23 protein-coding genes and 1 other RNA gene are annotated in these 26,066 nt (G+C 70.0%); 15 read left to right on the top strand and 9 right to left on the bottom strand.

The genetic code is table 11. From position 1 onward, the window contains the following. Positions 1 to 5: 5 nt before the first annotated feature. Positions 6 to 617, bottom strand: coding sequence for a glutathione S-transferase family protein (locus tag C8P69_RS00850; protein WP_108173972.1), 612 nt, complete (start codon positions 615 to 617; stop codon positions 6 to 8). A gap of 98 nt (positions 618 to 715) precedes the next feature. After that, on the bottom strand, positions 716 to 2,326 hold the full coding sequence (locus C8P69_RS00845; protein ID WP_170118080.1) for a sensor histidine kinase: 1,611 nt from the start codon (positions 2,324 to 2,326) through the stop codon (positions 716 to 718). Positions 2,327 to 2,502: 176 nt separating this feature from the next. On the opposite strand from C8P69_RS00845, the gene C8P69_RS00840 reads away from it, so the two are divergent. From C8P69_RS00840 to C8P69_RS00830, 3 genes are all read left to right on the top strand, one after another. After that, positions 2,503 to 3,060, top strand: a complete 558-nt coding sequence (locus C8P69_RS00840) for a thermonuclease family protein (protein ID WP_108173970.1) — start codon at positions 2,503 to 2,505, stop codon at positions 3,058 to 3,060. A gap of 113 nt (positions 3,061 to 3,173) precedes the next feature. Then, positions 3,174 to 5,342, top strand: coding sequence for an ATP-binding protein (locus C8P69_RS00835; protein ID WP_108173969.1), 2,169 nt, complete (start codon positions 3,174 to 3,176; stop codon positions 5,340 to 5,342). A gap of 83 nt (positions 5,343 to 5,425) precedes the next feature. Beyond that, positions 5,426 to 6,943 (top strand): malonate--CoA ligase, encoded by a 1,518-nt coding sequence (locus C8P69_RS00830; RefSeq protein ID WP_108173968.1) that lies wholly within the window; start codon positions 5,426 to 5,428, stop codon positions 6,941 to 6,943. A gap of 148 nt (positions 6,944 to 7,091) precedes the next feature. Here the strand turns inward: C8P69_RS00830 and C8P69_RS00825 are convergent, their stop codons facing one another. Next, positions 7,092 to 8,444 (bottom strand): 3-carboxy-cis,cis-muconate cycloisomerase, encoded by a 1,353-nt coding sequence (locus C8P69_RS00825; protein WP_108173967.1) that lies wholly within the window; start codon positions 8,442 to 8,444, stop codon positions 7,092 to 7,094. Positions 8,445 to 8,556: 112 nt separating this feature from the next. Here C8P69_RS00825 and C8P69_RS00820 point away from each other — a divergent pair, with 112 nt between their 5' ends. From C8P69_RS00820 to C8P69_RS00775, 10 genes are all read left to right on the top strand, one after another. Then, the gene (locus C8P69_RS00820; protein WP_108173966.1) at positions 8,557 to 8,817 is read left to right on the top strand and encodes a hypothetical protein; all 261 of its coding nucleotides are present in this window, start codon (positions 8,557 to 8,559) and stop codon (positions 8,815 to 8,817) included. A 53-nt stretch (positions 8,818 to 8,870) separates the two neighbouring features. Continuing rightward, positions 8,871 to 9,255, top strand: an RNA gene (gene rnpB / locus C8P69_RS00815) — RNase P RNA component class A. A gap of 116 nt (positions 9,256 to 9,371) precedes the next feature. After that, the gene (locus C8P69_RS00810; protein WP_108173965.1) at positions 9,372 to 9,929 is read left to right on the top strand and encodes a LemA family protein; all 558 of its coding nucleotides are present in this window, start codon (positions 9,372 to 9,374) and stop codon (positions 9,927 to 9,929) included. A gap of 14 nt (positions 9,930 to 9,943) precedes the next feature. After that, complete coding sequence (locus tag C8P69_RS00805) at positions 9,944 to 10,999, top strand: M48 family metallopeptidase (RefSeq protein WP_108173964.1); 1,056 nt, start codon at positions 9,944 to 9,946, stop codon at positions 10,997 to 10,999. A 111-nt stretch (positions 11,000 to 11,110) separates the two neighbouring features. Next, positions 11,111 to 12,259 carry an Acg family FMN-binding oxidoreductase gene (locus tag C8P69_RS00800; protein WP_108173963.1) on the top strand — a complete coding sequence of 383 codons (1,149 nt, stop codon included), beginning with the start codon at positions 11,111 to 11,113 and terminating at the stop codon, positions 12,257 to 12,259. Then, positions 12,256 to 12,714 carry a MarR family winged helix-turn-helix transcriptional regulator gene (locus C8P69_RS00795; RefSeq protein ID WP_108173962.1) on the top strand — a complete coding sequence of 153 codons (459 nt, stop codon included), beginning with the start codon at positions 12,256 to 12,258 and terminating at the stop codon, positions 12,712 to 12,714. Before C8P69_RS00800 ends, C8P69_RS00795 begins: the two co-directional genes overlap by 4 nt. Positions 12,715 to 12,794: 80 nt before the next feature. Continuing rightward, positions 12,795 to 13,958 carry a lytic transglycosylase domain-containing protein gene (locus tag C8P69_RS00790; protein WP_170118079.1) on the top strand — a complete coding sequence of 388 codons (1,164 nt, stop codon included), beginning with the start codon at positions 12,795 to 12,797 and terminating at the stop codon, positions 13,956 to 13,958. A gap of 55 nt (positions 13,959 to 14,013) precedes the next feature. Continuing rightward, complete coding sequence (locus tag C8P69_RS00785) at positions 14,014 to 15,144, top strand: M20/M25/M40 family metallo-hydrolase (RefSeq protein WP_108173960.1); 1,131 nt, start codon at positions 14,014 to 14,016, stop codon at positions 15,142 to 15,144. 10 nt (positions 15,145 to 15,154) lie between these two features. Beyond that, complete coding sequence (locus C8P69_RS00780; RefSeq protein ID WP_108173959.1) at positions 15,155 to 15,553, top strand: carboxymuconolactone decarboxylase family protein; 399 nt, start codon at positions 15,155 to 15,157, stop codon at positions 15,551 to 15,553. Between the two features lie 215 nt (positions 15,554 to 15,768). Continuing rightward, the gene (locus tag C8P69_RS00775; protein ID WP_108173958.1) at positions 15,769 to 17,310 is read left to right on the top strand and encodes a Do family serine endopeptidase; all 1,542 of its coding nucleotides are present in this window, start codon (positions 15,769 to 15,771) and stop codon (positions 17,308 to 17,310) included. Positions 17,311 to 17,391: 81 nt separating this feature from the next. On the opposite strand, the gene serB is transcribed toward C8P69_RS00775, so the two are convergent. Continuing rightward, positions 17,392 to 18,288 (bottom strand): phosphoserine phosphatase SerB, encoded by an 897-nt coding sequence (gene serB, locus C8P69_RS24055; RefSeq protein WP_245901816.1) that lies wholly within the window; start codon positions 18,286 to 18,288, stop codon positions 17,392 to 17,394. Between serB and miaA the strand changes: the two genes are divergently transcribed. Then, on the top strand, positions 18,280 to 19,221 hold the full coding sequence (gene miaA / locus C8P69_RS24050) for a tRNA (adenosine(37)-N6)-dimethylallyltransferase MiaA (RefSeq protein WP_245901815.1): 942 nt from the start codon (positions 18,280 to 18,282) through the stop codon (positions 19,219 to 19,221). The genes serB and miaA overlap by 9 nt on opposite strands. Here the strand turns inward: miaA and C8P69_RS00760 are convergent. The 5 genes from C8P69_RS00760 to C8P69_RS00740 all read right to left on the bottom strand — a co-directional run bounded on the left by C8P69_RS00760 (position 19,204) and on the right by C8P69_RS00740 (position 23,908). Beyond that, positions 19,204 to 20,745 (bottom strand): sensor domain-containing diguanylate cyclase, encoded by a 1,542-nt coding sequence (locus C8P69_RS00760; protein ID WP_170118077.1) that lies wholly within the window; start codon positions 20,743 to 20,745, stop codon positions 19,204 to 19,206. The genes miaA and C8P69_RS00760 overlap by 18 nt on opposite strands. A 77-nt stretch (positions 20,746 to 20,822) precedes the next feature. Next, positions 20,823 to 21,371 (bottom strand): hypothetical protein, encoded by a 549-nt coding sequence (locus tag C8P69_RS00755; protein WP_108173954.1) that lies wholly within the window; start codon positions 21,369 to 21,371, stop codon positions 20,823 to 20,825. 1 nt (position 21,372) lies between these two features. Beyond that, positions 21,373 to 22,170 (bottom strand): inositol monophosphatase family protein, encoded by a 798-nt coding sequence (locus C8P69_RS00750; protein ID WP_108173953.1) that lies wholly within the window; start codon positions 22,168 to 22,170, stop codon positions 21,373 to 21,375. 74 nt (positions 22,171 to 22,244) lie between these two features. Continuing rightward, positions 22,245 to 23,240: a tetratricopeptide repeat protein gene (locus C8P69_RS00745; protein ID WP_108173952.1), complete on the bottom strand. Its 996-nt coding sequence runs from the start codon at positions 23,238 to 23,240 to the stop codon at positions 22,245 to 22,247. After that, positions 23,237 to 23,908, bottom strand: coding sequence for a thiamine phosphate synthase (locus C8P69_RS00740; protein WP_245901814.1), 672 nt, complete (start codon positions 23,906 to 23,908; stop codon positions 23,237 to 23,239). Before C8P69_RS00740 ends, C8P69_RS00745 begins: the two co-directional genes overlap by 4 nt. Before the next feature lie 185 nt (positions 23,909 to 24,093). Here C8P69_RS00740 and C8P69_RS00735 point away from each other — a divergent pair, with 185 nt between their 5' ends. Then, positions 24,094 to 26,004: a hypothetical protein gene (locus C8P69_RS00735; RefSeq protein ID WP_146167254.1), complete on the top strand. Its 1,911-nt coding sequence runs from the start codon at positions 24,094 to 24,096 to the stop codon at positions 26,002 to 26,004. Positions 26,005 to 26,066 lie beyond the last annotated feature (62 nt).

The following is a 26,066-nucleotide window of genomic DNA, read 5'->3' as shown; positions in this document are numbered from 1 at the left end:
GCGCCTCAGGCCTTGGCGCTCGGCCGTGCCGCCATGGCGGCGTGCCAGCGCTTCAGCTCGACCATCTCGTCGGGCACCGCGACCTTGGCGGGCTTGAGGAAGTCGATGCCGATCATCCCGGTGATGTCGGCATTGGTGAAGCGGTCGCAGCAGACATAGTCGCGGCCCTTGAGGTGGCCGTCGAGGAAGGCGAGCTCGCCGATGATGCGGGACTTGTTCAGCTCGCCCCATTCCCTCACCTGCGGCACCTCCATCGTGGCCATGGCCGGGTGCAGGTGGCGGAAGGCCGCGGCGATGGTGGCGAGGAGGTTCAGCTCCATGCGGCGCGACCACATCTCGATCTCGCCGATCTCCTTCGGCGTGCGGCCGAACAGGTTGGGCTCGGGGTGCAGCGCCTCGATATAGCGGCAGATGGCGATGGATTCGCAGAGGATCGAGCCATCGTCGAGTTCAAGCGCCGGGGTCTTCTGGCGCGGATTGATGGCGGCATAGGTCTCGCTCTTCTGCTCCAGCTTGCCGAGGTCGACGGTCACCTTGGGGATGTCGATCCCCTTCTCCGCAAGAAAGACGCGGACGCGGCGCGGGTTCGGCGCAACCGGCGTGTCGTAGAGCTTCATGGCATAGTCCTCCCGCGCACCGGCTGTCAGGCGCCGGTTTCGGCGGGGAGGATGGTCATGGCGAAGCCGCCAGGGTCAACCGGCCAGACGGGGGAGGATCAGCGCCTCGGGCCGAACAGGGCGCGGCGCAGGGCGGTAACGTTGGGCGCATCCGGAACCGCGGCCGGCTCCATGACGATCGGCAGGGGCGTGCCCGACGGGCTGGTCGCCGGGCTGGCGATGGCCGGCAGGGCTTCCATCACGCGCTCCGACGGGAAGGTCACGGTGACCTCGGTGCCGATGCGCACCGTCGATTTCAGCGTGAAGGTGCCGCCATGCATGGTCACGAGGCCCTGCACGATGGGCAGGCCGAGGCCGGTGCCCTGCTCGGCATTCTTGATGGCGTTGGAGCCCTGGCCGAAATTCGACAGGACGATGGGGATCTCGTCCTCCGGAATGCCGGCTCCGGTATCCTTCACCGAGACATACTGGCCGCCCGAGGCCGTCCAGCCGACCTTCAGCGTGATCTCGCCGCCCGCCGGGGTGAACTTGATGGCGTTGGACATGAGATTGAGGACGATCTGCCGGACGGCGCGTTCGTCGGCCCAGATCTTCGGCAGGTCCGGCTCGAACCGCTCGACAATGGCGACGCCCTTGTTCTTGGCGCGCACCTTGAGGAGGTGATGGCAGTCCTCGACCACGTAGGACAGCGTGATCGCCTCCTCGTTGAGGTCGTAGCGGCCCGCCTCGATGCGCGAGAGGTCGAGGATCTCGTTGATCAGCGACAGGAGGTGCTGGCCGGAGGAATGGATGTCATTGGCGTATTCCGCATATTGCGGCGCCGAATGGGGGCCGAACATCTCGCCCTTCATCACCTCGGAGAAGCCGAGGATGGCGTTGAGCGGCGTGCGGAGTTCATGGCTCATCTGGGCGAGGAACTGCGACTTGGCGATGTTGGCCATCTCGGCATTGCGCCGCGCCTCGTCGGAATTGGTCTTGGCGGTCTCCAGCTCGCCGATCAGCGCATCCTTCTCGGCGCGGGCCTCGATGGTGGCGAGGTTGGTCTGGTAGAGCCGCGCGGAGATGATGGCGAAGAACATCAGCGTGCCCAGCGCGATGGCCCCGAGCACCACGCCCTGCATGCCGTGCATCAGCAGGAAATAGGCCACCACCAGACAGGAAACCGGGAGGGAGGAGGCGAAGGTCGCCACCGGAACGGTCGAGCCGATCATCGCCGAGACGGCGACGACGATGAGCATGCCGACCAGCAGGAAGGTGCTGGCCTCCGGCACCTCGGTGCGCATCACCACGAGGAAGGCGAGCACCCACGACAGACCCAGCATGGTTTCGGCGACGACGAAGCGCAGGCGCCAGGAGCGCAGGTCGGCCCGGTCCGGCGGCACCTTGAGGAAGGACCGAGAGACGAGGACGCAAAAGCCGTGGGCGGTGATGACGATGAGAGCGGCCCCCGCCCCCATGGCGGGATTGGTCACCCAGCCGGCGACCCAGCCGGTGGCGGCAGCGATGAGGGCGATGGCGAGGGCAGCGGAGAGCTTGTTCTGCGCGAAGGCGCGCATCAGCTCGTAGTCGAAGGAGCGCTTGTTGCCGGTGGTGGAGGTGAGGCGGTCGCGGGCATCGCGAACCTGACGCAGCGTGCGCTTGCGGTTCTGCGCGTGCTGGCGAGCGCGCTCGGCCTGCCGCTCGTCCGGCTGCCCCTCTGCCCCCTCCATGCCCATCCGCGGGCCCTCTCCACGCAACGTAACGTCAACCGAGGTCGAAATGTGGCAGAGCTTGATTAACGGCGGGTCGACATCCATGGTAAACGAAACATGAACAGACTGTGCCGCCGATTCCGTCCGCTCGACCTGGACCGCCCGATCGGCCCACCCCGTGCCTCGACCGCGCCATGACCGTGCCCGCCCTCCTGCGCTTCTCGCGCTTTCGCAGCCTGCGGCCCCAGACCGGCTTTCTCTGGCTGCTGGCGGCGGTCGCCGGCATCACCGCGCTCGTCGTCCAGCATGCCTGGCGCAAGGCGGGCTCGCCGCGCACCGTGTCCGGCCATGCGCGGATCATCGATGGCGACAGCCTCGTCGTCGCCGGGGTCGAGGTCAGGCTCTGGGGCATCGACGCGCCTGAGCTGTCGCAGCGCTGCCAGCGCGACGGCCGGGAGGTGCGCTGCGGGCGCGAGGCCCATCGCTCGCTGATTGCCCTGGCAGCCGGCCAGCCGCTGACCTGCGAGCGCCGCGACATCGACCGCTATGGCCGCACCGTCGCCATCTGCCGGGTCGACGTGGTGGACCTGGGACGGGCCCAGGTGCTGGCGGGCCATGCGGTGGCCTTCGGCGCCTATTACCAGGACGAGGCGGCGGCGCGGGATGCGCGGCGGGGGCTGTGGGCCGGCGAGTTCGTCAGGCCGCGCGACTGGCGGGCCCAGCATCGTGCAATCGTGCCGACGGAGCACTGACACCGCATTTAAGCGGTTCTGATCGCGATGTTTTCAGGCAGTGGTAACTTCACGTTAACCACACCACCCCAGAGTGAAACCGCGGGCGCCGTGCCTCGCTCCCGGTCTCGTTCATGGCAGCTTCGCCGCCCGATCTCGTCCTGCCGCTTCTCGTCATCGCCTGCGTCAGCCTGGTGATGGCCGGCCATGTGACGCTCGAGAGCGGGCTGGTGCGCGCCAAGCACAGCGTCAATGCCGCCGCCAAGGCGCTGGTGCAGATCGCCATCACCGTGCTCGCCACCTGGGCCGTCGGCTTCGGCATCATGAATGCCGGCGGCGCCTTTGCCGGTGGCGGCCCCTTCCTGCCGGCCGATGGCGGCGCCGATCTCATCCTCGCCACCACGCTCGTCGCTGCTGCCGCGACCGTGCTGTCCGGACCCCTCGCCGAGCGGGCGACGCTGCGCGGCTATGCGGCCCTCGTCGCGGTCTTCACGGTGGCGGTCGTGCCGGTCACGGTTCACTGGGCCTTCGCGCAAGGGGCGGCGCCCGGCTGGCTCAAGGCCGCCGGCTATATCGACCTTGCGGGGGCCGGCGCCATCCATGCCGCCGCGGGCGCTGCGGCCCTCGCCGCAGCCTGGGTGGTCGGCCCGCGCACAGGCCGCTTTTCGGGGTCGCGCCGCACCCTCATCGTCCAGAGCCAGAGCTTTCCCTTCGCCGCCCTCGGCGTGATGCTGCTGTGGCTCGGCTGGTTCGGTGTCGCGGTAACGCAGGCCATGGCGGGCGGCCATGCCGTCGCCCCCACCGTCATCAACCTCGCGCTGTCGGGCGCCGCAGCCATCCTCGCCGCCTTCATCGCCAACCAGATCCGCCCCCGCCAGGTCACGGTGGTGCATATCATCCAGGCGGCGCTGGCCGGCGTCGTCGCGGCCTCGGCGGCGGCCCATCTCATGCACCCGGCCGGCGCGGTCCTCGCCGGCGTCGCCGGTGCGGCGGCGGCACTGGTCGGCAGCCGTCTCCTGGAGGCCATGCGCATCGACGATGCCCTCGGCATGGCCTCGGCCCATCTCTTCGGCGGTGCGGTTGGCGTCTGCGCCGTGGCCTTCTGCATGGTCGACGACCTGCCGGTGATGCTGGCGATCCAGCTGGCCGGCCTCCTTGCCCTCACGGGCTGGGCGATCGCGGTGATGGCGGGCTGCGGCTACGCGCTCCGCCAGGTCCTCGCCCTCCGGGTGACGCCGGAGGAAGAGCGCATCGGCCTCAATGTCACCGAGCATGCGATGACGACCGACGTCGCCATGCTGGTCAGCCAGCTCGGCGCGCTGCAGCTCAACAGCAAGTCCTTCCTCTATCTCGAGGCGGATGCCGACGGCGAGCTCGGCCAAATCGCCCGCGAGTACAACCGCGCCATCGACATCTTCAACGCCCAGATCCGCGGCGTGAAGGAGAAGCTGAGCCTGGCCGAGGCCGCAGCCGACCAGGCCAACGACCTCAATGCCCGCCTCTCCGCCGAGATGCAGGAGAAGGACGAGAAGCTGGAGGCCGTGAACCGCGAGGTCGCCTTCCTCACCGACCAGGTGGCGCGCGCCCTCATCGCGGTGGAAAACCTCAAGGGCGTGCGCTCGGGCATCCTGCGGCTCCTCGGCCGGACGTTCCGCCAGCCGATCGAACGCTTGCACCTCATGGCGCGGCGGGCGGCCTCCAGCCGTGACCAGGGCGACATCGACGCGCTGATCGAGGCGGCACGGGAGGAATCGGCCCGCCTCGCCCGCCGTCTCGCCGATGTGCTCGACTATGCCCAGGCCTCCGCCATCGAGGGTCCGCCTGCCGGCGATCTTGCGCCGATGGAAAAGCTCATCGGCGAGATGAACCTGCTGCACCGGCCGCGGGCGGAATCGAAGGCCATCCGCTTCCGCGTCGTCTGGACGCCCGAGGTTGCGGGCATGGGCGCGAACGCGGTTGCCATGCGCAAGATCATGGGCGAACTCGTCGCCCATGCCATCGATGCGACGCCGCGGGGCGGCATGGTCAATTTCTCAGCCAAGCAGGGCCCCGGGGGCGAGCTCGTCATCGATGTGGTGGACTCGGGCGGCGGCGTCTCGCCCGGCCAGCTGGCCGAGGCCCTCGACCCGCTCGCCGAGCGCGATAATGACGGCAGCGAGACCGGGCTGGGCCTCGCCCTCGTCAAGAAGCTCGTCGACCTCCATGGCGGCGCGCTGACGATCCGCTCCAAGCCCGGCGCCGGCACGCAGGTCCGCGTCAGCCTGCCGGCCCAGCATCTCGCCAAGGCGCTCGCCGCCAGCTGACGGCCCTCTCGACCTGAGGGACGGGATGCGGCATGGTCCGCCCTCCCCTGAGCGTGCCTGACAGCCGAGACCCGCGTTCCATCATGGCCAACCATCTCTACGACCTCGTCCGCCTCTATGCGACCGACCCCGGCAAGACCTTCATCGAGACGGACAACGGCACGGTCTTCACCTATGACGACCTCTTCGCGGCGACCGGCCGCTTCGCCAATGCCCTGGTCGCGAGCGGCGTGAAGCCGGGCGACCGGGTGGCCGTGCAGGTCGAGAAGTCGCCGGGCGCCATCTTCCTCTATCTCGCCTGCGTGCGGGCCGGCGCCGTCTTCCTGCCGCTGAACACCGGCTACACCCTGGCGGAGATCGAGTACTTCCTCTCCGACGCCGAGCCGGCCCTCGTCGTCTGCGATCCCAGCAAGCGCGACGGCATCGCCGAGGTCGCGGCCAAGACCGGCGTCCCCGCCGTGGAGACGCTCGGGCGGGGCAGGGATGGCTCGCTCTGGCAGAAGGCGTCGGGCCTGCCGGCGGTCTTCGACACGGTGTCGCGCGGCGCGGATGACCTTGCCGCCATCCTCTACACCTCCGGTACGACGGGGCGCTCGAAGGGCGCGATGCTGACGCATGACAATCTCGCGTCGAACGCCCTGACCCTGAAGGACTACTGGCGCTTCACCCGCGACGACGTGCTGCTGCACGCCCTGCCGATCTTCCACACCCACGGCCTCTTCGTCGCCACCAACACGATCCTGATGGCCGGCGCCTCCATGCTGTTCCTGCCGAAGTTCGATGCCGACACGGTGTTCGAACTGCTGCCGCGGGCGACCACCATGATGGGCGTTCCGACCTTCTATGTCCGCCTCGTTCAGGACGCGCGACTGACGCCCGGCGCCACCCGCCACATGCGCCTGTTCATCTCGGGCTCAGCCCCGCTCCTCGCCGAGACGCACCGCGCCTTCCGCGAGAAGACCGGCCAGTCGATCCTCGAGCGCTACGGCATGACCGAGACCAACATGAACACCTCGAACCCCTATGACGGCGAGCGCATCGCCGGCACGGTGGGCTTCCCGCTGCCGGGCGTGTCGCTGCGCGTCACCGAGCCGGAGACCGGCGCCGAGCTGCCGAAGGGCGAGATCGGCATGATCGAGGTGAAGGGCCCCAATGTCTTCAAGGGCTACTGGCGGATGCCGGAGAAGACCGCCGCGGAGTTCCGCGCCGACGGCTTCTTCATCACCGGCGACCTCGGCAAGATCGACGAGCAGGGCTACGTCCACATTGTCGGCCGCGGCAAGGATCTCGTGATTTCCGGCGGCTACAACGTCTATCCGAAGGAGGTCGAGACCGAGATCGACGGCATGACCGGCGTCTTCGAGAGCGCCGTCATCGGCGTGCCGCACCCCGATTTCGGCGAGGGCGTCACCGCCGTCGTGGTGCCGGTGCCGGGCGCGAAGCTCGACGCGGGCGCGATCCTCCAGGCGCTGGAAGCGCGGCTCGCCAAGTTCAAGCTGCCGAAGAAGGTCATCATCGTCGATGACCTGCCGCGCAACACCATGGGCAAGGTGCAGAAGAACGTCCTGCGCGATACCTACAAGGGGCTCTACGGGGGCTGACGTCCGGTCCTGCAAACCGGCGTCGTGCCGTTTGGGTGGCTCGAAGCGCTATGCGCGCCCCTCTCCCCAGTCTTGACCTCCGCTGAGCCTCCTCCCGTCACCCCCGGCCGAGCGAAGCGAGGGGAAGGGGGTCCAGGGGTGGCAGGACTCAGTCCCTGCCGATGCCCGCGTACCGCGCCAAGACCCGGTCGACGAAGGTCCCCGCCGCGCCGAGATAGTGCGCCGGGTCGAGCAGCGCCGCGAGGCGATCGCGGCCGGCATGGGCGGTGATCTGCGGATCCTCCGCCAGCACGTCGATGAGGTCCCTGCCCTCGGCCACGGCCGTGCGGCAGGCCGCCTCGATTCGGTCATGGGCGACGAGGCGGCCGAGGTCGGGCGCCAAAGCCATCTGCACCGCCTCGGCCATGAGCAGGCCGCGGGTGGCGGCGAGATTGGCGGCCATGCGCTCGGGCTTCACCTCCAGCCCTTCCAGCAGTTCCGCGAGTTTCGCGACCACGCCGCCGGTGAGGCGCGCGAGTTCGGGCAGCGCCAGCCATTCGGACTGCCAGCCGCCGGCGAAGCGCTCGTGCTCGCCGGCCCCGCCCGCGGCGATGGTGGCCAGGAGCTGCGGCGCCAGGCCCGCCGCCCCGAGGATGGTGGCGGAGAGCGCGGGGTTGCGCTTGTGCGGCATGGTCGAGGAGCCGCCACGGCCGGGGGCCGCCGGCTCCAGCACCTCGCCGATTTCGGTCTGCATCATCAGCGCCACGTCGCGGGCGGCCTTGGCCGAGGTCGCGACGAGACCCGCCATGAGGCTTGCGGCTTCGAGGATGCGGTCGCGCTGCCCGTGCCAGGGCGTGTCGGGCAGCGACAGGTTGAGGCGCCCGGCCAGCAGGCGGGCGACCTCCGGCCCCTTGTCGCCAAGGGAGGCGAGCGTGCCGGCAGCGCCGCCGAACTGGAGGCTGAGGATGCGCGGGCGGGCTTCGGCGAGCCGGTCGCGATGGCGCATCAGCGCATCGAGCGTGCCGGCCATCTTCAGGCCGAAGGTGATGGGCAGGGCCTGTTGCAGCCAGGTGCGGCCCGCCATGGGCGTGTCGCGATGGGCCCTGGCGAGGGTTGCCGCGGCAGCCATGGCGCGGGCGAGATCGGCCTCGATGACCTTGAAGGCCTCACGCAGCTGCAGCACCAGCCCGGTATCCATCGCGTCCTGGCTGGTGGCGCCGTAATGGACCCACTTGGCAGCGTCCGGATCGGCGGTCGTCACAAGCGCCGTGAGCATCTTCACCAGCGGAATGGCCGTGTTGCCGGCAACACCCGCGGCCTCGGCAAGCGCCGCGACATCCAGCGCAGCGGGATCGGTGGCCGCGATGGCGGCAGCGGCGGTCGGCGGCACGATGCCGGCCTCTGCTTGCGCGGCGGCGAGCGCCGTCTCGAAGGCGACCATGGCGACGACAGCCGCCTCGTCCGACCAGACCGCCTCCATGGCGGGCGAACCGAAGAGGGGCGCGAGAAGCTGCGAGGGCATGGGGACCTCATGGGTGGGCCCCGAGGCTTAGCAGAGGCCCGCGGCCCCTCAAAGGTCGCGGAACCTGCGCCGCGCCCGCGGGTTCCTCTCGCTGACGACAAAGGAGGGATCCATGGCCAACGAGGCCGATACCACCATCACCCATCCGGCCAAGGACCCGGCTGCGCTCCAGCGGGAAGGCACCCGCGAGTTCGACGAGGCCATCGCCGGCAAGGGGCCCGCCATGCCGAAGGCGGCCAACGCGACCGCCCATCGCGAGAACGAAGCCCTTCTCGACAAGGCGCTGAAGGATTCGTTCCCGGCGAGCGACCCGCCGGCGCCCGCATCTCCCAATGCCAGCCCCGGCGCACCGAAAGGGCGCGAGTCCGCGTGATGCGGGGGGCGCAGCTTGACATGACCGGTGGGGAGGCCCCATGCACCGCCCGGTCAGCCGGCCGGACGGCCGCCGCCGCAACGCTCGAAAGGGTGCGGGGGAGGAAAGTCCGGGCTCCACGGAACCACGGTGCCGGATAACGTCCGGCGGGGGCGACCCCAGGGACAGTGCCACAGAGACGAAACCGCCGGGGCTTGCCCCGGCAAGGGTGAAAAGGTGGGGTAAGAGCCCACCGCGCGACCGGCAACGGAAGCGGCTTGGTAAACCCCACCGGGAGCAAAACCGAATAGGGACGACAGGGGGCAACCCCGGGCGTGGATCCGCGCCGTCGTCCGGGTAGGTTGCCAGAGCGTCCGAGCAATCGGCCGCCTAGAGGAATGGCCGTCACGCGGGAGCAATCCCGCCCCACAGAACCCGGCTTACAGGCCGACTGACATATTGAGAGGCCCCGGCGCGAGAGTGTCCGGGGCCTCGCCATATCGGGCCAGGCTCGACATTGACCTGAAACACGGGATTGCGAGACCCTCAGCCCGAACCTTGAACAGGAGACCGTCATGGGCTGGGCCATCCTCGGCATCGTCGTCGTCGCCGCGATCTACGTGATCTTCGTCTATAACGGCCTGGTCGGGCTCCGGCAGCGGGTCAACCAGGCCTTCGCCGACATCGACGTGCAGCTGAAGCAGCGCCACGACCTGATCCCCAACCTCGTCGAGACGGTGAAGGGCTACGCCGCCCATGAGAAGTCGACGCTGGATGCGGTGATCGCTGCCCGCAACGCCGCGCAGGGCGCCCAGGGCCCGGCCGCGCAGGCCGCCGCCGAGCAGCAGCTCTCCGGCGCCGTCGGCCGGCTCCTCGCCCTGGGCGAGGCCTATCCCGACCTCAAGGCCAGCGCCAATTTCCAGCAGCTCCAGGTCGATCTCGGCAATGTCGAGGACAAGCTCGCCGCCGCCCGCCGCTTCTTCAACAATGCGGTGAGCGAGTTCAACGCCTCCATCCAGGCCTTCCCGGCCGTGCTCTTCGCGCCCGCCATGGGCTTCACGCCGCGCGAGTTCTTCGATGTCGGCGCCGAGACGCGGGCGCAGATCGAACAGGCGCCGACCGTCAAGTTCTGACCGGACACAAGGCCATGCTGGGCGAGGCCTATGGGCTCTACGGCCATATCCGCAACAACCGCATCCGGTCGGGCTTCCTGCTGGCCGGGCTGTTCCTGCTCGCCTATCTCCTGACCTTCGGGGTCATCCTGATCGGCTACGGGATGTCGGCGCATCACCTGACCGCCGAGGTCTGGCGCGAGACCTTCCGGGTCTTCGTGATCGCCCTGCCCTTCGTCACGGCGGCCACCGCGGTCTGGGTGTTCATCGGCTACCGGTTCAATGTCGGTCTCATCGGCTCGATGACCGGCGCTGCGCCCGCAACGGCCGTGGACCAGCCGAAGCTGCACCGGATGCTGGAGAACCTCTGCATCTCCCGCGGCATGGCGACGCCGAAGCTGATGGTGCTGGAGAGCGACGCGCTCAACGCCTTCGCCTCGGGCGTTAACGAGAAGCAGTTCACCATCACCGTCACCACGGGCCTCATCAAGACGCTGGACGACAGGGAGATCGAGGCGGTCCTCGCCCACGAACTCACCCATATCCGCAACGGCGACGTGAAGCTGATGATCATCGCCGTGGTCATTTCTGGCGTCATCTCGCTGGTGGGCGAGCTCGTCTTCCGCATGTTCCTGCGCGGTGGCATCCGCTCCTCGTCGGATGACCGCAAGGGCGGCGGCGCCCTCGTCGTCGTCCTCATCGGCGTGGCGCTGGTCGTGGTGTCCTGGATCCTCGCCGTGGTCGTGCGCCTGTCCCTGTCGCGGTCGCGCGAATATCTCGCCGATGCCGGGGCGGTGGAACTGACCAAGAACCCTGACGCGATGATCTCGGCGCTGCTCAAGATCTCCGGCCGCGCCGACATCGAGGGCGTGCCCTCCGGCATCATGGACATGTGCTTCGAGAACGATCCGGACGATTTCGCCGACCTGTTCTCGACCCATCCCTCCATCACCAAGCGGGTGCAGGCCCTGGTCGAGAAGGCGGGCGGGCGGATGCCGGAATTGCCTCCGCACGCGCCCGCCATGGCCCAGCGGCCGGACCTGCCCAGCATGGTCCAGGCGAGCGCCTCCTGGGGCAAGTCGCGCGGCTGATCCGGCATCACGGCCGGGCGCCATGAAGTTCGATATCTAATCATCTTGACGAAGGCCCGTTCGTTCGATATCAAACTACTAGTTAGATATCGAACCATATGGAGACCTTCGATGAACCGCCGTCATTTCCTCATCTCCGCCGGCGCGACCGGCCTCGTCGCCGCCACCGGCGTCACCGCCTTCGCCCTGACCCGCACGCCCACGGCTGCGCTCGCCCCCTGGGCGGAAGCCGCGGCGGCGCAACCGGATCCCCGCCGCTTCGTGCTGAACCACGCGGTTCTCGCGCCCAATCCGCACAATCGCCAGCCCTGGATCGTCGAGCTGACCGGCCCGCTGACCATGACCCTGTGGTGCGATCTCGACCGCCGCCTGCCCCAGACCGATCCCCATGACCGGCAGATCCTGATCGGCCTCGCCTGTTTCACCGAGATGGCCGCCATCGCCGCCACGGCGATCGGCTACCGGCTGGAGGTCGAGGCCTTCCCGGCGGGCGAGCCGGGCCCGCGTCTCGACCAGCGGCCGATCGCGCATTGGCGCCTCGTTCGCGAGGCGGGGCTGGCCGCCGACCCGCTCTTTCAGCAGATCCCGCAGCGGCGTTCGACCAAGCGGCCCTTCGACATGGCCCGCCCGGTGCCGGCCACGGGCATCGCGGCTCTGGAGATACTCTCGACCGATACGATCCGGGTCGCGGCGGTGACCGATCCCGGCAGGGTCGGCATGGTGCGGGACCTCACCTGGTCGGCCTGGCAGATCGAGGCCGCGACCAAGCGCACCCACATGGAGAGCGTCAACCTGATGCGGATCGGCCGACGCGAGATCGAGGCCAATCCCGACGGCATCTCGCTTGGCGGGCCCTTCCTCGAAGGACTGTCGCTGATCGGCCAGCTGTCACGCGAACAGCTCGCCGATCCCGCCTCCTCCGCCTCCCGCCAGGGCGCCGACATGTACCGCACCATGCTGGCCGCAGCGCCAGCCTACCTCACCGTGGTCGCGTCGGATGAGAGCCGCGTGGGGACCTTCGCCGCGGGACGGGCCTATCTGCGGGCGAACCTCACCGTCGCCGCGCTCGGTCTTTGCCTGCATCCGGTCAGCCAGGCGCTGCAGGAATTCCCCGAAATGGACGGGCCCCGCGCCCGCCTCGACGCGCTGCTCGGCACCGGCGCGCCGCGGCGGCTGCACATGCTGGCGCGGTTGGGCTACGGTCCGGCGGTGCCGCAGACGCCCCGCTGGCCCGCCTCGACCCGAATCCGGACCGCATGACAGCCGACCCCACCCCAGCGCCGACCGACCTGGTGTTCCGCGTCTTCAACGAGATCGGCATCATCGCCCAGCTCGCCGGCAATGCCTTCGAGAGGGTCATGCCCGACGGCATGACCCTCGCGCAGTTCACCGTGCTCAATCATTTCGTCCGGCTCGGGGGGCCGAAGCGGCCCTCGGACCTTGCCCGCGCCTTCCAGGTGACCAAGGCCACTATGACCTCGACGCTGCAGCGCATGGAGCCGAAGGGCCTCGTCGCCATCGTCCCAGACGACAGCGACGGTCGCGGCCGCAAGGTGACGATCACCGAGGCCGGGCGGGCCATGCACGCCGATTGCATCGCCCGCCTCGCGCCGGTCCTTTCCGGCGTTCTCGCGGCCACGGGCGAGGCTGCCTTCGCCGAATCGCTGGCCCCGCTTGCCCATATCCGTGCGACGCTCGACCGGATGCGCGACTGATCCACGGCGAAGGCGGGTGGCAAGGAGGCGCCGCCTTGTTCTAGACTGCGGTCATGCACCGTGGACTTCGGCCGATCCCCTTGTCCGTCCTTATGGTCGCGCTGGCGGCGCCCATCGCCACGGCCCAGCTCGACCTGACGCCGCCGGGCGTCGCGCAGCCGCCTGCCGCGCGACCGGCCCGCCCCGCTGCGCCGGTGGTCCGCGCGCCCCGGGTCGCGCCGTTGCCTGAACCACGGCCGGACGAGGCGGAGGCCGGGGATACGCCCGCGCCTGAACTCGCCACCACGCCGCCGACCCCCGTCCCGCCCCCTTCGGTCGCAAGCCCGCCGGTGGCGAGCCCGCCCATGCCGAGCCCCCCGCCGGCTACCGCTGCTCCGGCATCTCCGCCTGTGGCTGCGCCGCCCGCCGCGGCGGCCACCGCCCCGTCCCGCTTCGACGACGTCTTCCGCGAGACCGAGGCGGCCCGCAGCCGCGCGCCGGCCCTGCCCGAGGGCCACCCCGCCATCATCAATGCGCCGCTGCCGCCGAGCCGGACGCCCGCTCCGACTGCGCCTGCCGCCGCGCCGCCCGCACCGGTTGAGGCGGAGGCCTCGGTCGCTGCCGCCAACCCTCCGCAGCTCGAAGCCCCCTTTGCCGAGGCGCCGCACCGGCGCTTCGAGGGCCGCGCCTATTCCGACAAGCGCTATCCCGTCGGCCGCGCCGCCCATTTCGAGCTGGTCCGGCGGCTTGCCACCGAGTTGCGGGTGCCGATCGACCTCGCCGATGCCGTCGTGACGGTCGAGAGCGCCTATGACCCGCATGCCGTCGGCCTGATCGACGAGATCGGCCTCATGCAGGTGCGCCCCGCCGTCGCGCGCCAGTTCGGTTTCACGGGGACCATGCAGGACCTGTTCGAGCCCGAAACCAATGTTCGCCTCGGCATGACCTATCTCGCCGGTGCCTGGGAGCGCTCGGGCGGCCAGCTCTGCCAGGCGCTGATGAAGTATCGCGCCGGCTGGGACGAGACGCAGACGAGCCCGCTGTCGCAGGAATATTGCCGCCGGGCCGTCGTCCATCTCACCGCCATCGGCTCGCCGCTGGCGCGCGGCGTGACGGTCGCGCCGGGTCCCGCGGCGCCGCCGCCGGGCCAGCGCTCCACCAGCCAGTTCAACTGGCGCGACCATGAAGACCGCATCAAGCAGATCGAACAGCGCTTCGGCGGCCCGAATTTCGGCATCATAGCTCGTGAGCCGCAACGCCCGTAGACGGCACGCGCCCGCCTGCTAGCCTGCCCTGCACCCGATCCCGCAGGAGCCAGGCATGCCCGTCACACCCGACGTCGACCAGGTCGTATCCGACATCATCCGCTGGGTCTCGATCGAGAGCCCGACCTATGACGCGGCGGCCGTCAACCTGATGATGGACGAGGGCGCCCGCGATCTCGGCATCCTCGGCTTCGACATCGAGCGCATTCCCGGCAAGCAGGGCTTCGGCGACATCGTCATCGGCCGCCTTGCCGGCGCCGAGCCTGGGCCGGGCCTGCTCATCCTCGCTCATGTGGACACGGTCCATGCCGTCGGCACGCTGGCCGGTCCCCTTCCCATCCGCCGCGAGGGCGACCGGCTCTACGGGCCGGGCGTCACCGACATGAAGGGCGGCACGGTGCTCGCCCTGCACATGCTGGGCAAGCTGATCCGCCAGAACGGCGGGCGCCTGCGGCGTACCGTCACCGTCGTGCTGATCCCCGACGAGGAGGTCGGCTCGCCGTCCTCGCGCCCGGTCATCGAGGCCGAGGCGGCCAAGCACGCCCATGTGCTGGTGCCGGAGCCCGGCCGCGACCATTTCGTCACCTCCGGCCGCCACGCCGTGGTGCGCTACATGATCCACGTGCACGGCAGGCCCTCCCATGCGGGCGCCGCCATCAGCCGCGGCGTCAGCTCCATCCGCGCCATGGCGCGGATCATCGAGACCATCGAGGACTGGTCCGACTACGAGCGCGGCCAGACCTTCGCGGTCGGCCGGGTGAATGCCGGCACCTGGGTCAACGTCGTGCCGGTGCTCTGCTCGGCGGAGGTGCTCTGCGTCGCCGCGACGCCCGAGGACGTCGCCGACATCGATGTGCGGCTGCGGACCCTGCGCCCGCCCTTCCCCAACACCAAGATCACCATCGAGGCCGGGCCGGTGCGCCCGCTCTTCACGGCGGGACCGGGCACCATGGCGCTCTATGCCAAGGCCAAGGCCATTGCCGACCGGCACGGCTATCCGATCGACCACATGCAGTCGGGCGGCGGCTCGGACGGCAATTTCACCGGCGCAATGGGCGTGCCGACGCTCGATGGCCTCGGCGTCTGGGGCGGCGGCATCCACACCAAGGAAGAGTTCTGCGACATCCGCTCGATCCTGCCGCGCGGCACGATCCTCGGCGGCCTGATCGAAGAGATCGCGGCGTGAGGAGGCCCTGATGTCCACCGTGCGGCTGCTGGCCGATGCCGACCTGTCACCGGAGGCAGCGGCCGTCTTCGCCGACATCCGGGCCACCCGGAAGACCGACTTCATCAACAATTTCTGGCGCGCGCTGGCGAACGATCCGCCGGCGCTCAGGCGCACCTGGGAGAGCCTCAAGCAGGTCATGGGACCGGGCACGCTCGATCCGCTCACCAAGGAGCTGATCTATGTGGCCGTCTCGATGGCCAATTCCTGCGAGTACTGCATCCGCTCGCACAGCGCCGCGGCGCGGTCGAAAGGCATGAGCGAGGCGCAGTTCATGGAGCTCGTCTCGATCGTCGCCATGGCATCCGAGACCAACCGCCTGGCCATCGCGCTGCAGGTGCCGGTGGATGAGGCCTTCAAACCGGTGTGAACAGGCGCTGCCTGCGACGATGGCGGACTTTCCGCGGTCGCCATGTCGCCCCATTTCGTGGTTCATTGGTTTCGACGCAACGCCGCCGAAACAGGCGGGCTCCAGACAAGGGGCTCGCCTCACGGCACGACAGGGAGCCCGCCATGACAGTCGTATCCCCTGATCGCCCGGCCGCGCCGCCCTCCCCGTCCCTTTCCCGTCGCAGGACATCCCCGATGATCGCCCGCCTCGGCAGCGGCCTTGCCGCCGCCAGCCTTGCCCTGTCCCTCGGTGCCGGCCTCGCCCTGTCGCCGCCCGCCGCCACTCCCGCCACCGCCCGGCAGGCCATCGACCTGTCCGACCTCGCCGAACGGGTGATGGACGCGGTGGTGAACATCTCGACCTCCTCGCGCGTCGACACCGCCCCGGGGCAGCGCCCCGGCCAGCCGCCGCAGGGACGCCGTCCCGGCCAGCCCCAGCAGCCAGGCCCGGGCGCGCCGTTTGACGAGCTCTTCGAGGAGTTCTTCCGTCGCCGCGGCGAGAACCCGCCGGGCGGCCCGAACGGTCAGCAGCAGCAGCAGCCCCAGCGTCGCCAGTCGTCGCTCGGCTCGGGCTTCGTGGTCGACGCGAGCGGCATCGTCATCACCAACAACCACGTCATCGACAATGCCGACGAGATAACCGTCATCTTCAACGACGGCACGCGACTGAAGGCTGAACTGGTGGGCCGCGACCGCGAGACCGACATCGCGGTGCTGCGCGTCCAGCCGACCCGGCCGCTGAAGGCGGTGAATTTCGCCGATTCCGACCGCATTCGCATCGGCGAGCCGGTCATGGCCATCGGCAACCCGCTCGGCCTCGGCGGCACGGTGACCGCCGGCATCGTCTCGGCGAAGAACCGCGACATCCAGTCGGGTCCCTTCGACAACTACATCCAGACGGACGCCGCCATTAACCGCGGCAATTCCGGCGGCCCGCTGTTCAACATGGCCGGTGACGTCATCGGCATCAACACGGCGATCTTCTCGCAGTCCGGCGGCAATATCGGCATCGCTTTCGCGGTGCCGGCCAACACCGCCCGTCCCGTGGTGGCGCAGCTGCGCGAGTTCGGCGAGACCCGCCGCGGCTGGCTCGGCGTCCGCATCCAGGAGGTCACCGACGAGATCGCCGAGAGCCTGAGCCTCGGTGGCCGCCGTGGCGCGCTCATCGCCGGCGTCGAGCCGAACGGTCCGGCCGGCCCGGCCGGCATCAAGACGGGCGATGTCATCGTCCGCTTCGACGGCCGCGAGGTGCGCAATTCCCGCGAACTGCCGCGCATCGTCTCCGAGACGGCGGTCGGCAAGGCCGTGCCGGTCACGGTCGTGCGCGCCGGCAAGGAAGAGCAGCTCACCGTCACGCTCGGCCGCCGCGAGGGCAATATCCAGCAGGCCTCGACCGGCGACCAGCCGCGCGGCCAGCCGCCGCGGCCGCAGAACCCGACCGTCTCCGCCCTCGGCCTGCAGCTCTCCGGCCTGACCCAGGAGCTTCGCCAGCGCTTCAGCCTGCGCGAGGACGTGCGCGGCGTGGTGGTGACGCAGGTCGATCCGAACTCGCGCGCCGCCGAGCGGTCGATCGAGCCGGGCAACGTCATCCTCGAGGTGCAGAACGAGCCGGTCGTGTCGCCCGCCGACGTGACCCGCCGCATCGAGGATCTGCGCCGCGAGGGCCGCAGCTCCGCGCTGTTCCTGGTGGCGAATGCCCAGGGCGACCGGCGCTTCGTGGCGCTGACTCTTCGCTGACGTTTGGGACGGGCGGGCCTCAACGCCCGCCCTTTCGGCGCTGATGGTCTGGACGGGCGGGCCTCAATGCCCGCCCTTTTCTCAGCCCGCGAACTCGGCCCGGCGATAACCCTGCATGTAGAGCAGCGCCGTCAGGTCGCCGTGGTCGACGCGGAAGGCGGCGGCCTCGGCCACCTTGGGCTTGGCGTGGAAGGCAACGCCGGCCCCCGCCTCGCCGAGCATGGCGAGATCATTGGCGCCGTCGCCTACCGCCATGGTCTCGTGCGCTGACAGGCCGAAGCGCGCGCGCAGCTCGATGAGGGTCTCACGCTTGGCCTCGCGGCCGAGGATCGGCTCGCGAACGGTTCCAGCGAAGCGGCCCTCGGCCACCTCGAGGAGATTGGCGCGGTTCTCGTCGAAGCCGATCATCGCGCCGATGCGTGCGGTGAACAGCGTGAAGCCGCCGGAGACCAGCGCGGCATAGCCGCCTGCCGCCTTCATGGTGGCGACCAGCTCGCGGCCGCCGGAGGTGAGCGTGATGCGCTCGCGGATGACATCCTCGACCACATCGGCGGCGAGGCCCTTCAGCAGGGCCACGCGCTCGCGCAGCGCCGGCTCGAAGGCGATCTCGCCGCGCATGGCGCGCTCGGTGATGGCCGCGACATGCTCCTTCAAGCCCACGAGATCCGCGAGCTCGTCGATGCATTCCTGGCCGATCATGGTGGAGTCCATGTCGGCGAGGAACAGCTTCTTGCGGCGCCCCGCCGCCGGCTGGACGGCGACGTCGAGGGCCATGCCCGCCAGCGCGGCGCGCAGGTCATCGGCGATGGCGCGGTTGTCGGCGCCCGCGGCGGGTGCGAAAGGAATGTCGGCGGCGATGCCGGCATCGAGCGTCACCGGCGCTCCTGCCCCCGGCAGGCGCGCTGACGCGGTGGCGATGGCCTCCTCAGTCAGGCAGGGCCGCTGCGGATGGGCGATGAGGGTCGCGACGTGGGTCAAGTCAGGAGTTCCGCTGGACAGGCAAGGCCGAGGGCCGTCCTCATCGCAGGTCCGACGGCGAGCGGCAAGTCGGCCCTGGCGCTGGACCTGGCGCGGCGGTTCGGCGGCGTGGTGATCAACGCCGATTCGATGCAGGTCTATCGCGACCTCTCCATCATCACCGCGCGGCCGAGCGCGGAGGACATGGCCCTCGCCCCCCACCGGCTCTACGGCACGGTGGATGCGGCGGAGAATTTCTCGGTCGGGCGCTGGGTTGCGGCGTCGACCGAGGAGATCGGCCGGGCCGAGGCGGACAGGGCACTGCCGATCCTCGTCGGCGGGACGGGGCTCTACTTCAAGGCATTGCGGGAAGGCCTCTCGGCCATTCCGCAGGTGCCGGCGGAGGTCCGCGACAGGGTGCGCACTGAGGCCGAGGGTGTTCCGGCCGCAGAGCTCCATGCCCGCCTCACCGCCATCGACCCGCGCACCGCCGCGAAGCTCAGGCCGTCCGACCCGCAGCGGATCATCCGGGCGCTGGAGGTCATGGTGGCGACAGGCCGGCCACTGGCCGCCTGGCAGGAGGATGGCCGCGAGGCGGGGTTCCTCGCCGGCGCCGAGGTCGCGGCGGTGTTCCTGAGCGTGGAGCGCAGCAGCCTGCGCCATCGCATCGACGCGCGGTTCGTGGCGATGATGGAGCAGGGCGCGCTGGACGAGGTGAAGCGGCTCGCGGCGCGCGGCCTTGATCCCGCGCTCCCCGCGATGCGCGCCCATGGGGTCCCGGGGCTCATCGCCTTTCTCAGGGGCGAGGCCAGCCTCGACGAGGCGATTGCGCGGGGCCAGAAGGACACGCGCGCCTATGCCAAGCGGCAGGAGACCTGGTTCCGGCACCAGATGCCGGATTTCGCGGCCCTCGAGCCGGCTGCGGCGGCGAAGGCGCTAGCTGCCCGCCTTTGACCGCGAGCCGCGCGGACCGGTGCCCTGACGGGTGGAGGGCGTGAACGGCTCGGACAAGGGCTGCAGCGGCGCCTGCGGCGGGGCCACGGCAACGACGATCTCGCCGGCTCCCTCGTCGACGGCGACGGCGTTCCGGCCGGCGGCCTTGGCCCGGTAGAGGGCCGTGTCGGCGCGGCTGAGGAGGCGATCCATCGTCTCGCGCCCATCCCAGCAGGCAACGCCGAAGGAGCCGCTGAAGACGATCGGCCGGTCATCGTGCATGACGCCGGTCTCGGCCATCACCGCGCGCATCCGGCAGGCAACAGCCGCGGCGTCCGTGAGCCCGACATGCGGGAGCACGATGACGAATTCCTCGCCGCCGAGGCGGCCGACAAGGTCCACGTCCTCGCGCAGGCCATGGGTCAGCAGGTCGGTGACATGGCGCAGAACGGCGTCGCCACCGGCATGGCCGTGCTCGTCGTTGATGCGCTTGAAATGGTCGAGGTCCATGGCGAGCACCGATACCGGGTGGCCATAGCGCTCGGCGGTGGCCATGGAGCGCTGGAGGCCCTCGGTGACCGCGCGGCGGTTGAGGACGCCGGTGAGGCTGTCGCGGGTGGCGAGACGGCTCAGCTCAAGTTCGAGGTCCTGCCGGCGGCGGATTTCCTCCTTCAGCGCCTCGTTGGCGCGGGCGAGCTCGCCCTGCGCCTCCCGCTCGCGGTCCAGGGCCTTCTTCTTCTCGGTCACGTCCGTGACGGTGAGGGTGAAGCCGTCGCCGAAGGGCACGCAGGCGACTTCCATCCAGCACTGCCGACCAAGGATGGTCCAGGGCGTGATCAGCTGCAGCGGCGAGCGCAGTTCGGCCGCCTGGACATAGGCATCCCAGAGGCCGGCATCCTTGAGGTCCGGGCGCAACTTCAGGATCGTCGTCTGCAGCATGGCCTCGACGCTGATCCCCGACCATTCGGCGGCCAGCCGGTTGGCGGTGATGAACTCGCCGTCGGTGACGCGGCCCTGCTCGTCGCGGATCAGGCGGACAGCGACGATCGCATCGAGGGAGGCATCGAGCAGGGAGGCCAGAAGGTCATCCCGGTACAGGCGGGGCAAGGCGATGACCACGAGAAGCGTCTCGCCGGTCTCGTCCTGGCAGGGCAGGACAAGGCGCTCCCAGAGGTGCACCGGCCCCGCGCTCTTGCCGCGATGGAGGGTGAAGAGCGGCTGACCGCTCGCAGCCACCCGGGCGTTGCAGTCACGGAAGAAGGCGCCGATCGGCTCCTTGAGATGGGAGTGCGGCAGGCCGGTCATGTCGACGCCGTTCCGCTCGACCAGGGCGCGGCCGTAATGGGCGAAGACCATGTCGCCATCGGGCAGAGGGCGGAAGACGATCATGTCGTCGGCCGCGGGGCCCATGGTCTGGGGGGCGAAATAGGAGAAGGGCACCGCAGGGCCTTCGGCCCGCAGCGCCTGCCACCTGGCATAGAGACGGCGGATCACGGGGGCGTGGGCCCTCTCGTCGATCCCGGTGTCGAAGATCTCGCAGTACATGAAGCCTCGTCCGGAAGCGTCAGACTGCCGCAGGGTCATTTAAAGCGGGGTAAAGGACACCACACAACCTGTGGTATTTAGGCGAAAGGCGCCGCCTTTGCCTCGCGGAAGCTCGGGACGTCGAGCGGGCGGCCGTCGCGATCGGCGATCGCGACCATGTCGCGGGCCAGCACCTCGCTGAGCGTCGCGACGTCGCGGATGAGCATTTCGCGGCCGCGATCGGTGACGAACAGGGCGAAACCGGCGCCGACCTGCATCTTCAGGAAATCGACCAGCAGCGCCGAGGTCTTCCAGTAGAGCGGCCGCGCCGGATCGACGAACAGGAAGATCACCTTCTCCACGGGATCGCGGTGGAAATAGGCGCCGCAATCGAGCGGATGGGGGATGCGGTTGCGCTCGGGCGCCTCGGTCATCCGCGCCGTCAGATAGGCGCAGGCATAGGCGAGGCAGGCAGCCGGACGTTCCGGCTGGCCGAAGATGGAGCATCCGCCCCCGGCAATATGGGTGCATGGACGGTAGGCGGGCTTGTCGAGAGCCTCGATGCGCGGCAGCGAGCAGCAATAGGTGCAGGTCCGGCAGTGGGAGATCCGGTCGCCGGCTTCCCTGCGCCGCTTGGCCTGCCCCATCTCAGCCCCGCTGGCCTTCCTTCACCGCCGCGAGCAGTTCCTTGTGGATCGGCTCGTTGCCGCAGCACACCGTCCCGGTGAGCAGCATGTTGTCATGGCCGTCGCAATCGGTGACGAAGCCGCCGGCCTCGCGGATCAGCACGATGCCTGCCGCGATGTCCCAGGGGCTGACACCGCGCTCCCAGAACCCGTCGAAACGGCCGGCCGCGACATAGGCGAGGTCGAGGGCGCAAGCGCCCATGCGGCGCACGCCGCCGAAGCGCGACTGCACCACCTTCAGCTCGTTGCGGAACTGGACATGGTCGCCGCGGGCGATGTGCGGAATGCCGCCACCCACGACGCTGTCCTCCGGCTTGCGCCGCGCCGAGACGCGCAGGCGGCGGTCGTTGAGGAAGGCTCCGGTGCCGCGCTCGGCGACATAGAGCTCGTCGTTGGCGGGGTTGTAGACGACGCCGGCGACCGGCACGTCATTGCGCACGAGGCCGATGGACACCGCGAAATGCGGGATGCCGTGGAGGAAATTGGTGGTGCCGTCGAGCGGGTCGACGATCCAGGTATGGGTGCTGTCGGAACCCTTCTCCTCGCCGCCCTCCTCGCCGATGAAACCGTAGCCCGGGCGGGCCTTCATCAGCTCGGTCTTGACGATCTGCTCGGCCTTGCGGTCGGCGGCGGAGACGAAATCGGCCGGGCCCTTGAGCGAGACCTGGAGGTTCTCGACCTCGCCGAAGTCGCGCTTGAGGCTGCGTCCCGCCTTGAGGGCGGCGCCGACCATGACGTTGAGAAGGGCTGAGCGGAGCATATCGGTCTTTCGGATGGTTCGCGGCGGTCATGCCCGCGAAAGGGACCGGGGGTCAAGTCCGGCGGGGTCCGGCCTCAGCGCAGCCAGTCGCGGGCGCCCTGCTCGGCGGCCTCGCGCTGCACGGGGTCCATGTTGCGAACATAGTCCTGAAGCCAGGAGTCGGGAGCCCCCAGCATATGGGCGGTGATGTGCCATTGCGCCGCCATCTTCGCGTCCGGGCGGGTGCCGCGGCCAGCGGCCAGCAGGCGGGCGTAGCGGTTCATGGCGAGCGGGTTGCCCCGCAGCGCCGCCTTGCGGAAGAAGCTGGCGGCGCGGGCCTCGTCCTTCGGCAGGCCCTGGCCGTTGAAGAGCATGACGGCGAAGTCGATCTGCGCCTCAAGGAGGTCCTGAAGGGCGGCGCGCTGCATGTAGCTGGCAGCGCGCGGCAGGTCGGCTGGAATGCCGTTGCCGTCCTTCAGCATGACGGCGAAGGCATATTGCGCGTCGGCATTGCCGAGGTCGGCGGCGCGCTGGAACCAGCGCGCGGCAGCGGCGGGGTCGACCTCCCCGCCCTGGCCGGCCAGCGCCAGAAGGCCGAGATTGTAGGCGGCTGCGACATGACCGAGGGCCGCGGCGCGCTCGAAAAAGGGCCGGGCGAGTGCGGGATCGCGCGTCAGGCCGGCACGGCCCTCGATGTGGAACATGCCGAGGGAGAAGATGGCGTTGCGCTCGTTGCGCTCGGCGGCGAGGCGATACCAGCCGAGCGCCCGCTCCTCGTTCTGGGGAATGCCGATGCCGGCAGCGTGGAGTTCGCCGAGCATGGTCATCGACACCGGATCGGCGAGGGCCTCGACGCGCTCGGTCGCCTCGCGGAAGGCGGTGAGGTAACGGCCGCGCTGCCAAGCGGCATAGGCCGATTCGACGCTCGGCGGCTCCGGACGGGCGGCCGGCGCGGGCGCCGCCGGTGCGGGACGCGCGGGCGGGCGCGTCTGGGCGACGGCGCCCGAGGCCGCGAGCGAAAGGCCAAGTGCGGCGACGAGACCAAGCCCGGCAACACGACCAAGCCCGGCGAGGAGCGCGGCGCGCCTCATGCCGGCGTCTCCGCCGCGATCAGGGCAAGCGCCGCGGTGACCGCGGCGGCGGGCCCGCCGTCATGGCTCCAGACCGGCTCGCCGATGGCGGCGAAATCGGCCCGCACCCGAGCCAGCGCGGCGACGCCGTCAATATCCTGGGCAAGGCCGACGACCGGGACCTCGAAGAGCTCGGCCCACCAGCCCACCCGCTCGACGACGGCGGCGAAGGGCGGCATCTGGCCATTCTTCTCGGCATGGCGCGAGACGATGGGCTCGCCGAACATCACATAGTCGGCACCGGCCTCGCCGGCCGCCATGGCGTCGTCGCGCGAGCGCAGGCCGCCGACACCGACCATCCGCTGGGGCGCGAGGCGGGAGACCGCGTCGCTGAGCGCCTCGGGCGCATAGGTGAGATGGATGCCGTCAGCGCCGGCCCGGGCAGCGACCTCGACGGGCGCCTCCACCATCAGGGCGGCGCCACGGCCCTGGACGAGGGGGGCGAGCGCCTTGATGCGGTTCACCAGCGTCCTGTCGTCGCAGGCCTCGAAACGGGCAATGACGGCGGCGACAGGACCCGCAGCCAGCGCCGTCTCCAGCGATGCGGCGAAAGAGGCGGGATCGCCAAGGATCGGCGTCACCAGCACGAGCTGGGTCGGCGCGGCGTCGGTGGAACGGTCGGCGGGCATGGCGCGGCACCCTAGCGGTGAAAGCGGCGAAAAAGCGGTCGCCCAGGCGATGCCGCGGAACCGACATCGTTCTGAAACATCTCCGCAGGAGCCTCGTTTCCATGCGGCCATCGCGGCGGGAAATCAACTGAGCCCATGCTATGGTGATGGCCGTTCAGGTCCATCCAGACGTCAGGATCCAACCGATGATGCGATCAACCCGTTCGTTGCGGCTCTCCGCCTTTGTGCTCTTCGCCCTCGGTTCGTCAGCGCTTGCCGGGCCCGCGGAGGACCTGTCGCGGGCGGCGATGGCGGCCCTGCCCGGCCTGCAGATCGGCTCCGGCGCGGTCGGCGAGAGCCGCGACGAGGGCGGCGCGGCCGTGCTCGCCAACATCACCTATTCCTCCACCGGCGAGCGGCCGATCGGCGTGAAGATCGCCACCGTCACCGTCACCGGCGGGATCGGCGCGACGGATGCGCTGACCAATTCGCGCGTCGTGCTGCAGGGCGTCGAGGGCACCGCCGCCGATGGCCAGTCCTACAAGATCGACAGCGTCGAGATCGCTGGCGCGCAGGGTTCGCTCGCCGCGCTGCTCGGCAGCCTCGCCACCCGCGAGCCGTTCTTCCAGGGCGCCAACGAGGCGACCATCACCGGCTATTCCGCCCAGACCATCACCGTCCCGAGCCTGACGCTGCAGCGCCGGCGCGACGGCAAGATGGAGCAGGCTGCCTATCGCGACGTGCGGCTGACCAACTACCAGCGCGGCCGCGTCGGCGAACTGGTGATCGGCGGCATCGTGACCAGCCCGACCGAGGGCCAGACCGGCTCGCGCGTCGAGATCGGCACCAGCCGCTTCATCGGCCTCGACACGGCGACCGGCGTGCGCACGGGCAACGCCACCGCCGTGGCGCTGGAGAGCGGCAGCCTCGGCACGATCCGTGGCACGGGCACCAACGGTACCCCCTTCACCATCGAGTCCATCACCTTCGGCAAGATCTCCACCCGTCCCGGCGAGCGCTCGCTGGTGGCCCTGAGCCAGGCCATGCAGGAGATCGATCCCTCCTCCACCAACGAGGAGACGCGCCGCCGCAGCATGGGCCTGCTCGCCGAGCTCCTGGCCCGCCTCGACATCGAGCGGGTCGAGATGGCCGGCTTCCGCGGCCAGACCGAGGCGCGCCAGCCGGTGGTGATGAACCGCTTCGCCCTTGCCGGTGTCTCGCAGGGCAAGATCGCCTCCTTCGAATTCGCGGGGATGCAGGTCTCGGCGAACAACCAGGACACGAGCATCGGCCGCATCACGGTCGAGGGCATCGACGCCACCGGCCTCCTGGCCCTGGCCAAGGACTTCTCGGAGGGCCGCTTCTCCGCGGGCCAGCCGGTGCCGCCCACCGCCTATCCCGACATCCGCCGCGTGGTCGCCGAGGACATCGACGTCAAGCAGGGTACGACCCGTCTCGCCAAGGTCGGCCGCTTCGAGGTGGAGAGCGGCCAGCGCATCGGCCTCATGCCGTCGCGGCTGCGCGCCAAGCTGACCGGCTTCGAGGCGCCGATCACCGGTGCCCAGCGGGCGCAGGTGGCCCCGATCGGCCTTACCAACCTCGTGAAGCTCGCCGCCGAGATCGACCTCGAATATGTCGACACGGCCCGTGAGCTGCGCGCCCGCAACATCACCATCGAGGTCGACGATGTCGGCTCGCTGAAGCTCGTGACCGCCATCGGCGGCCTCGAGCGGGCGCAGATCGAGGGCCTGCCGAATTCCGCGGCGGTGCTCGGCCTCTCCGCCAAGGCCGGCGCGACGACGCTGACCTTCACCGAGGACGGCGGCGTCGCGGCGCTCATCGCCCATTCCGCCCAGCAGGCCGGCGTGAACGAGGACGACTTCAAGGAGCAGCTCAAGGAGCAGGCGACCGCCCTCATCGGCCAGTTCATCCAGGACCGGGCGCTGGCCGAGACCATCAGCGAGGCGATCGGCGAGTTCATCGACGATCCGAGCTCGCTCGCCATCACGCTGAAGCCGAAGGGCGACATCCCGCTGGCGGCGCTGGCGGTGAGCATGCGCGGCTCGCCCTTCGCCGTGCTGCCGATGTTCACCATCGAGGTGAAGGCCAACGAGTGAGGACGGGGGGCCGCTGGCCCCTGCCCTCCTGACACCTGGCACAAACGACAACGGGGAGGCTC

It is taken from the genome of Phreatobacter oligotrophus (genome assembly GCF_003046185.1).
Classification (GTDB): domain Bacteria; phylum Pseudomonadota; class Alphaproteobacteria; order Rhizobiales; family Phreatobacteraceae; genus Phreatobacter; species Phreatobacter oligotrophus.
The sequence above is the reverse complement of the archived record's forward strand: the minus strand, read 5'-3'. Positions and strand labels throughout refer to the sequence as shown.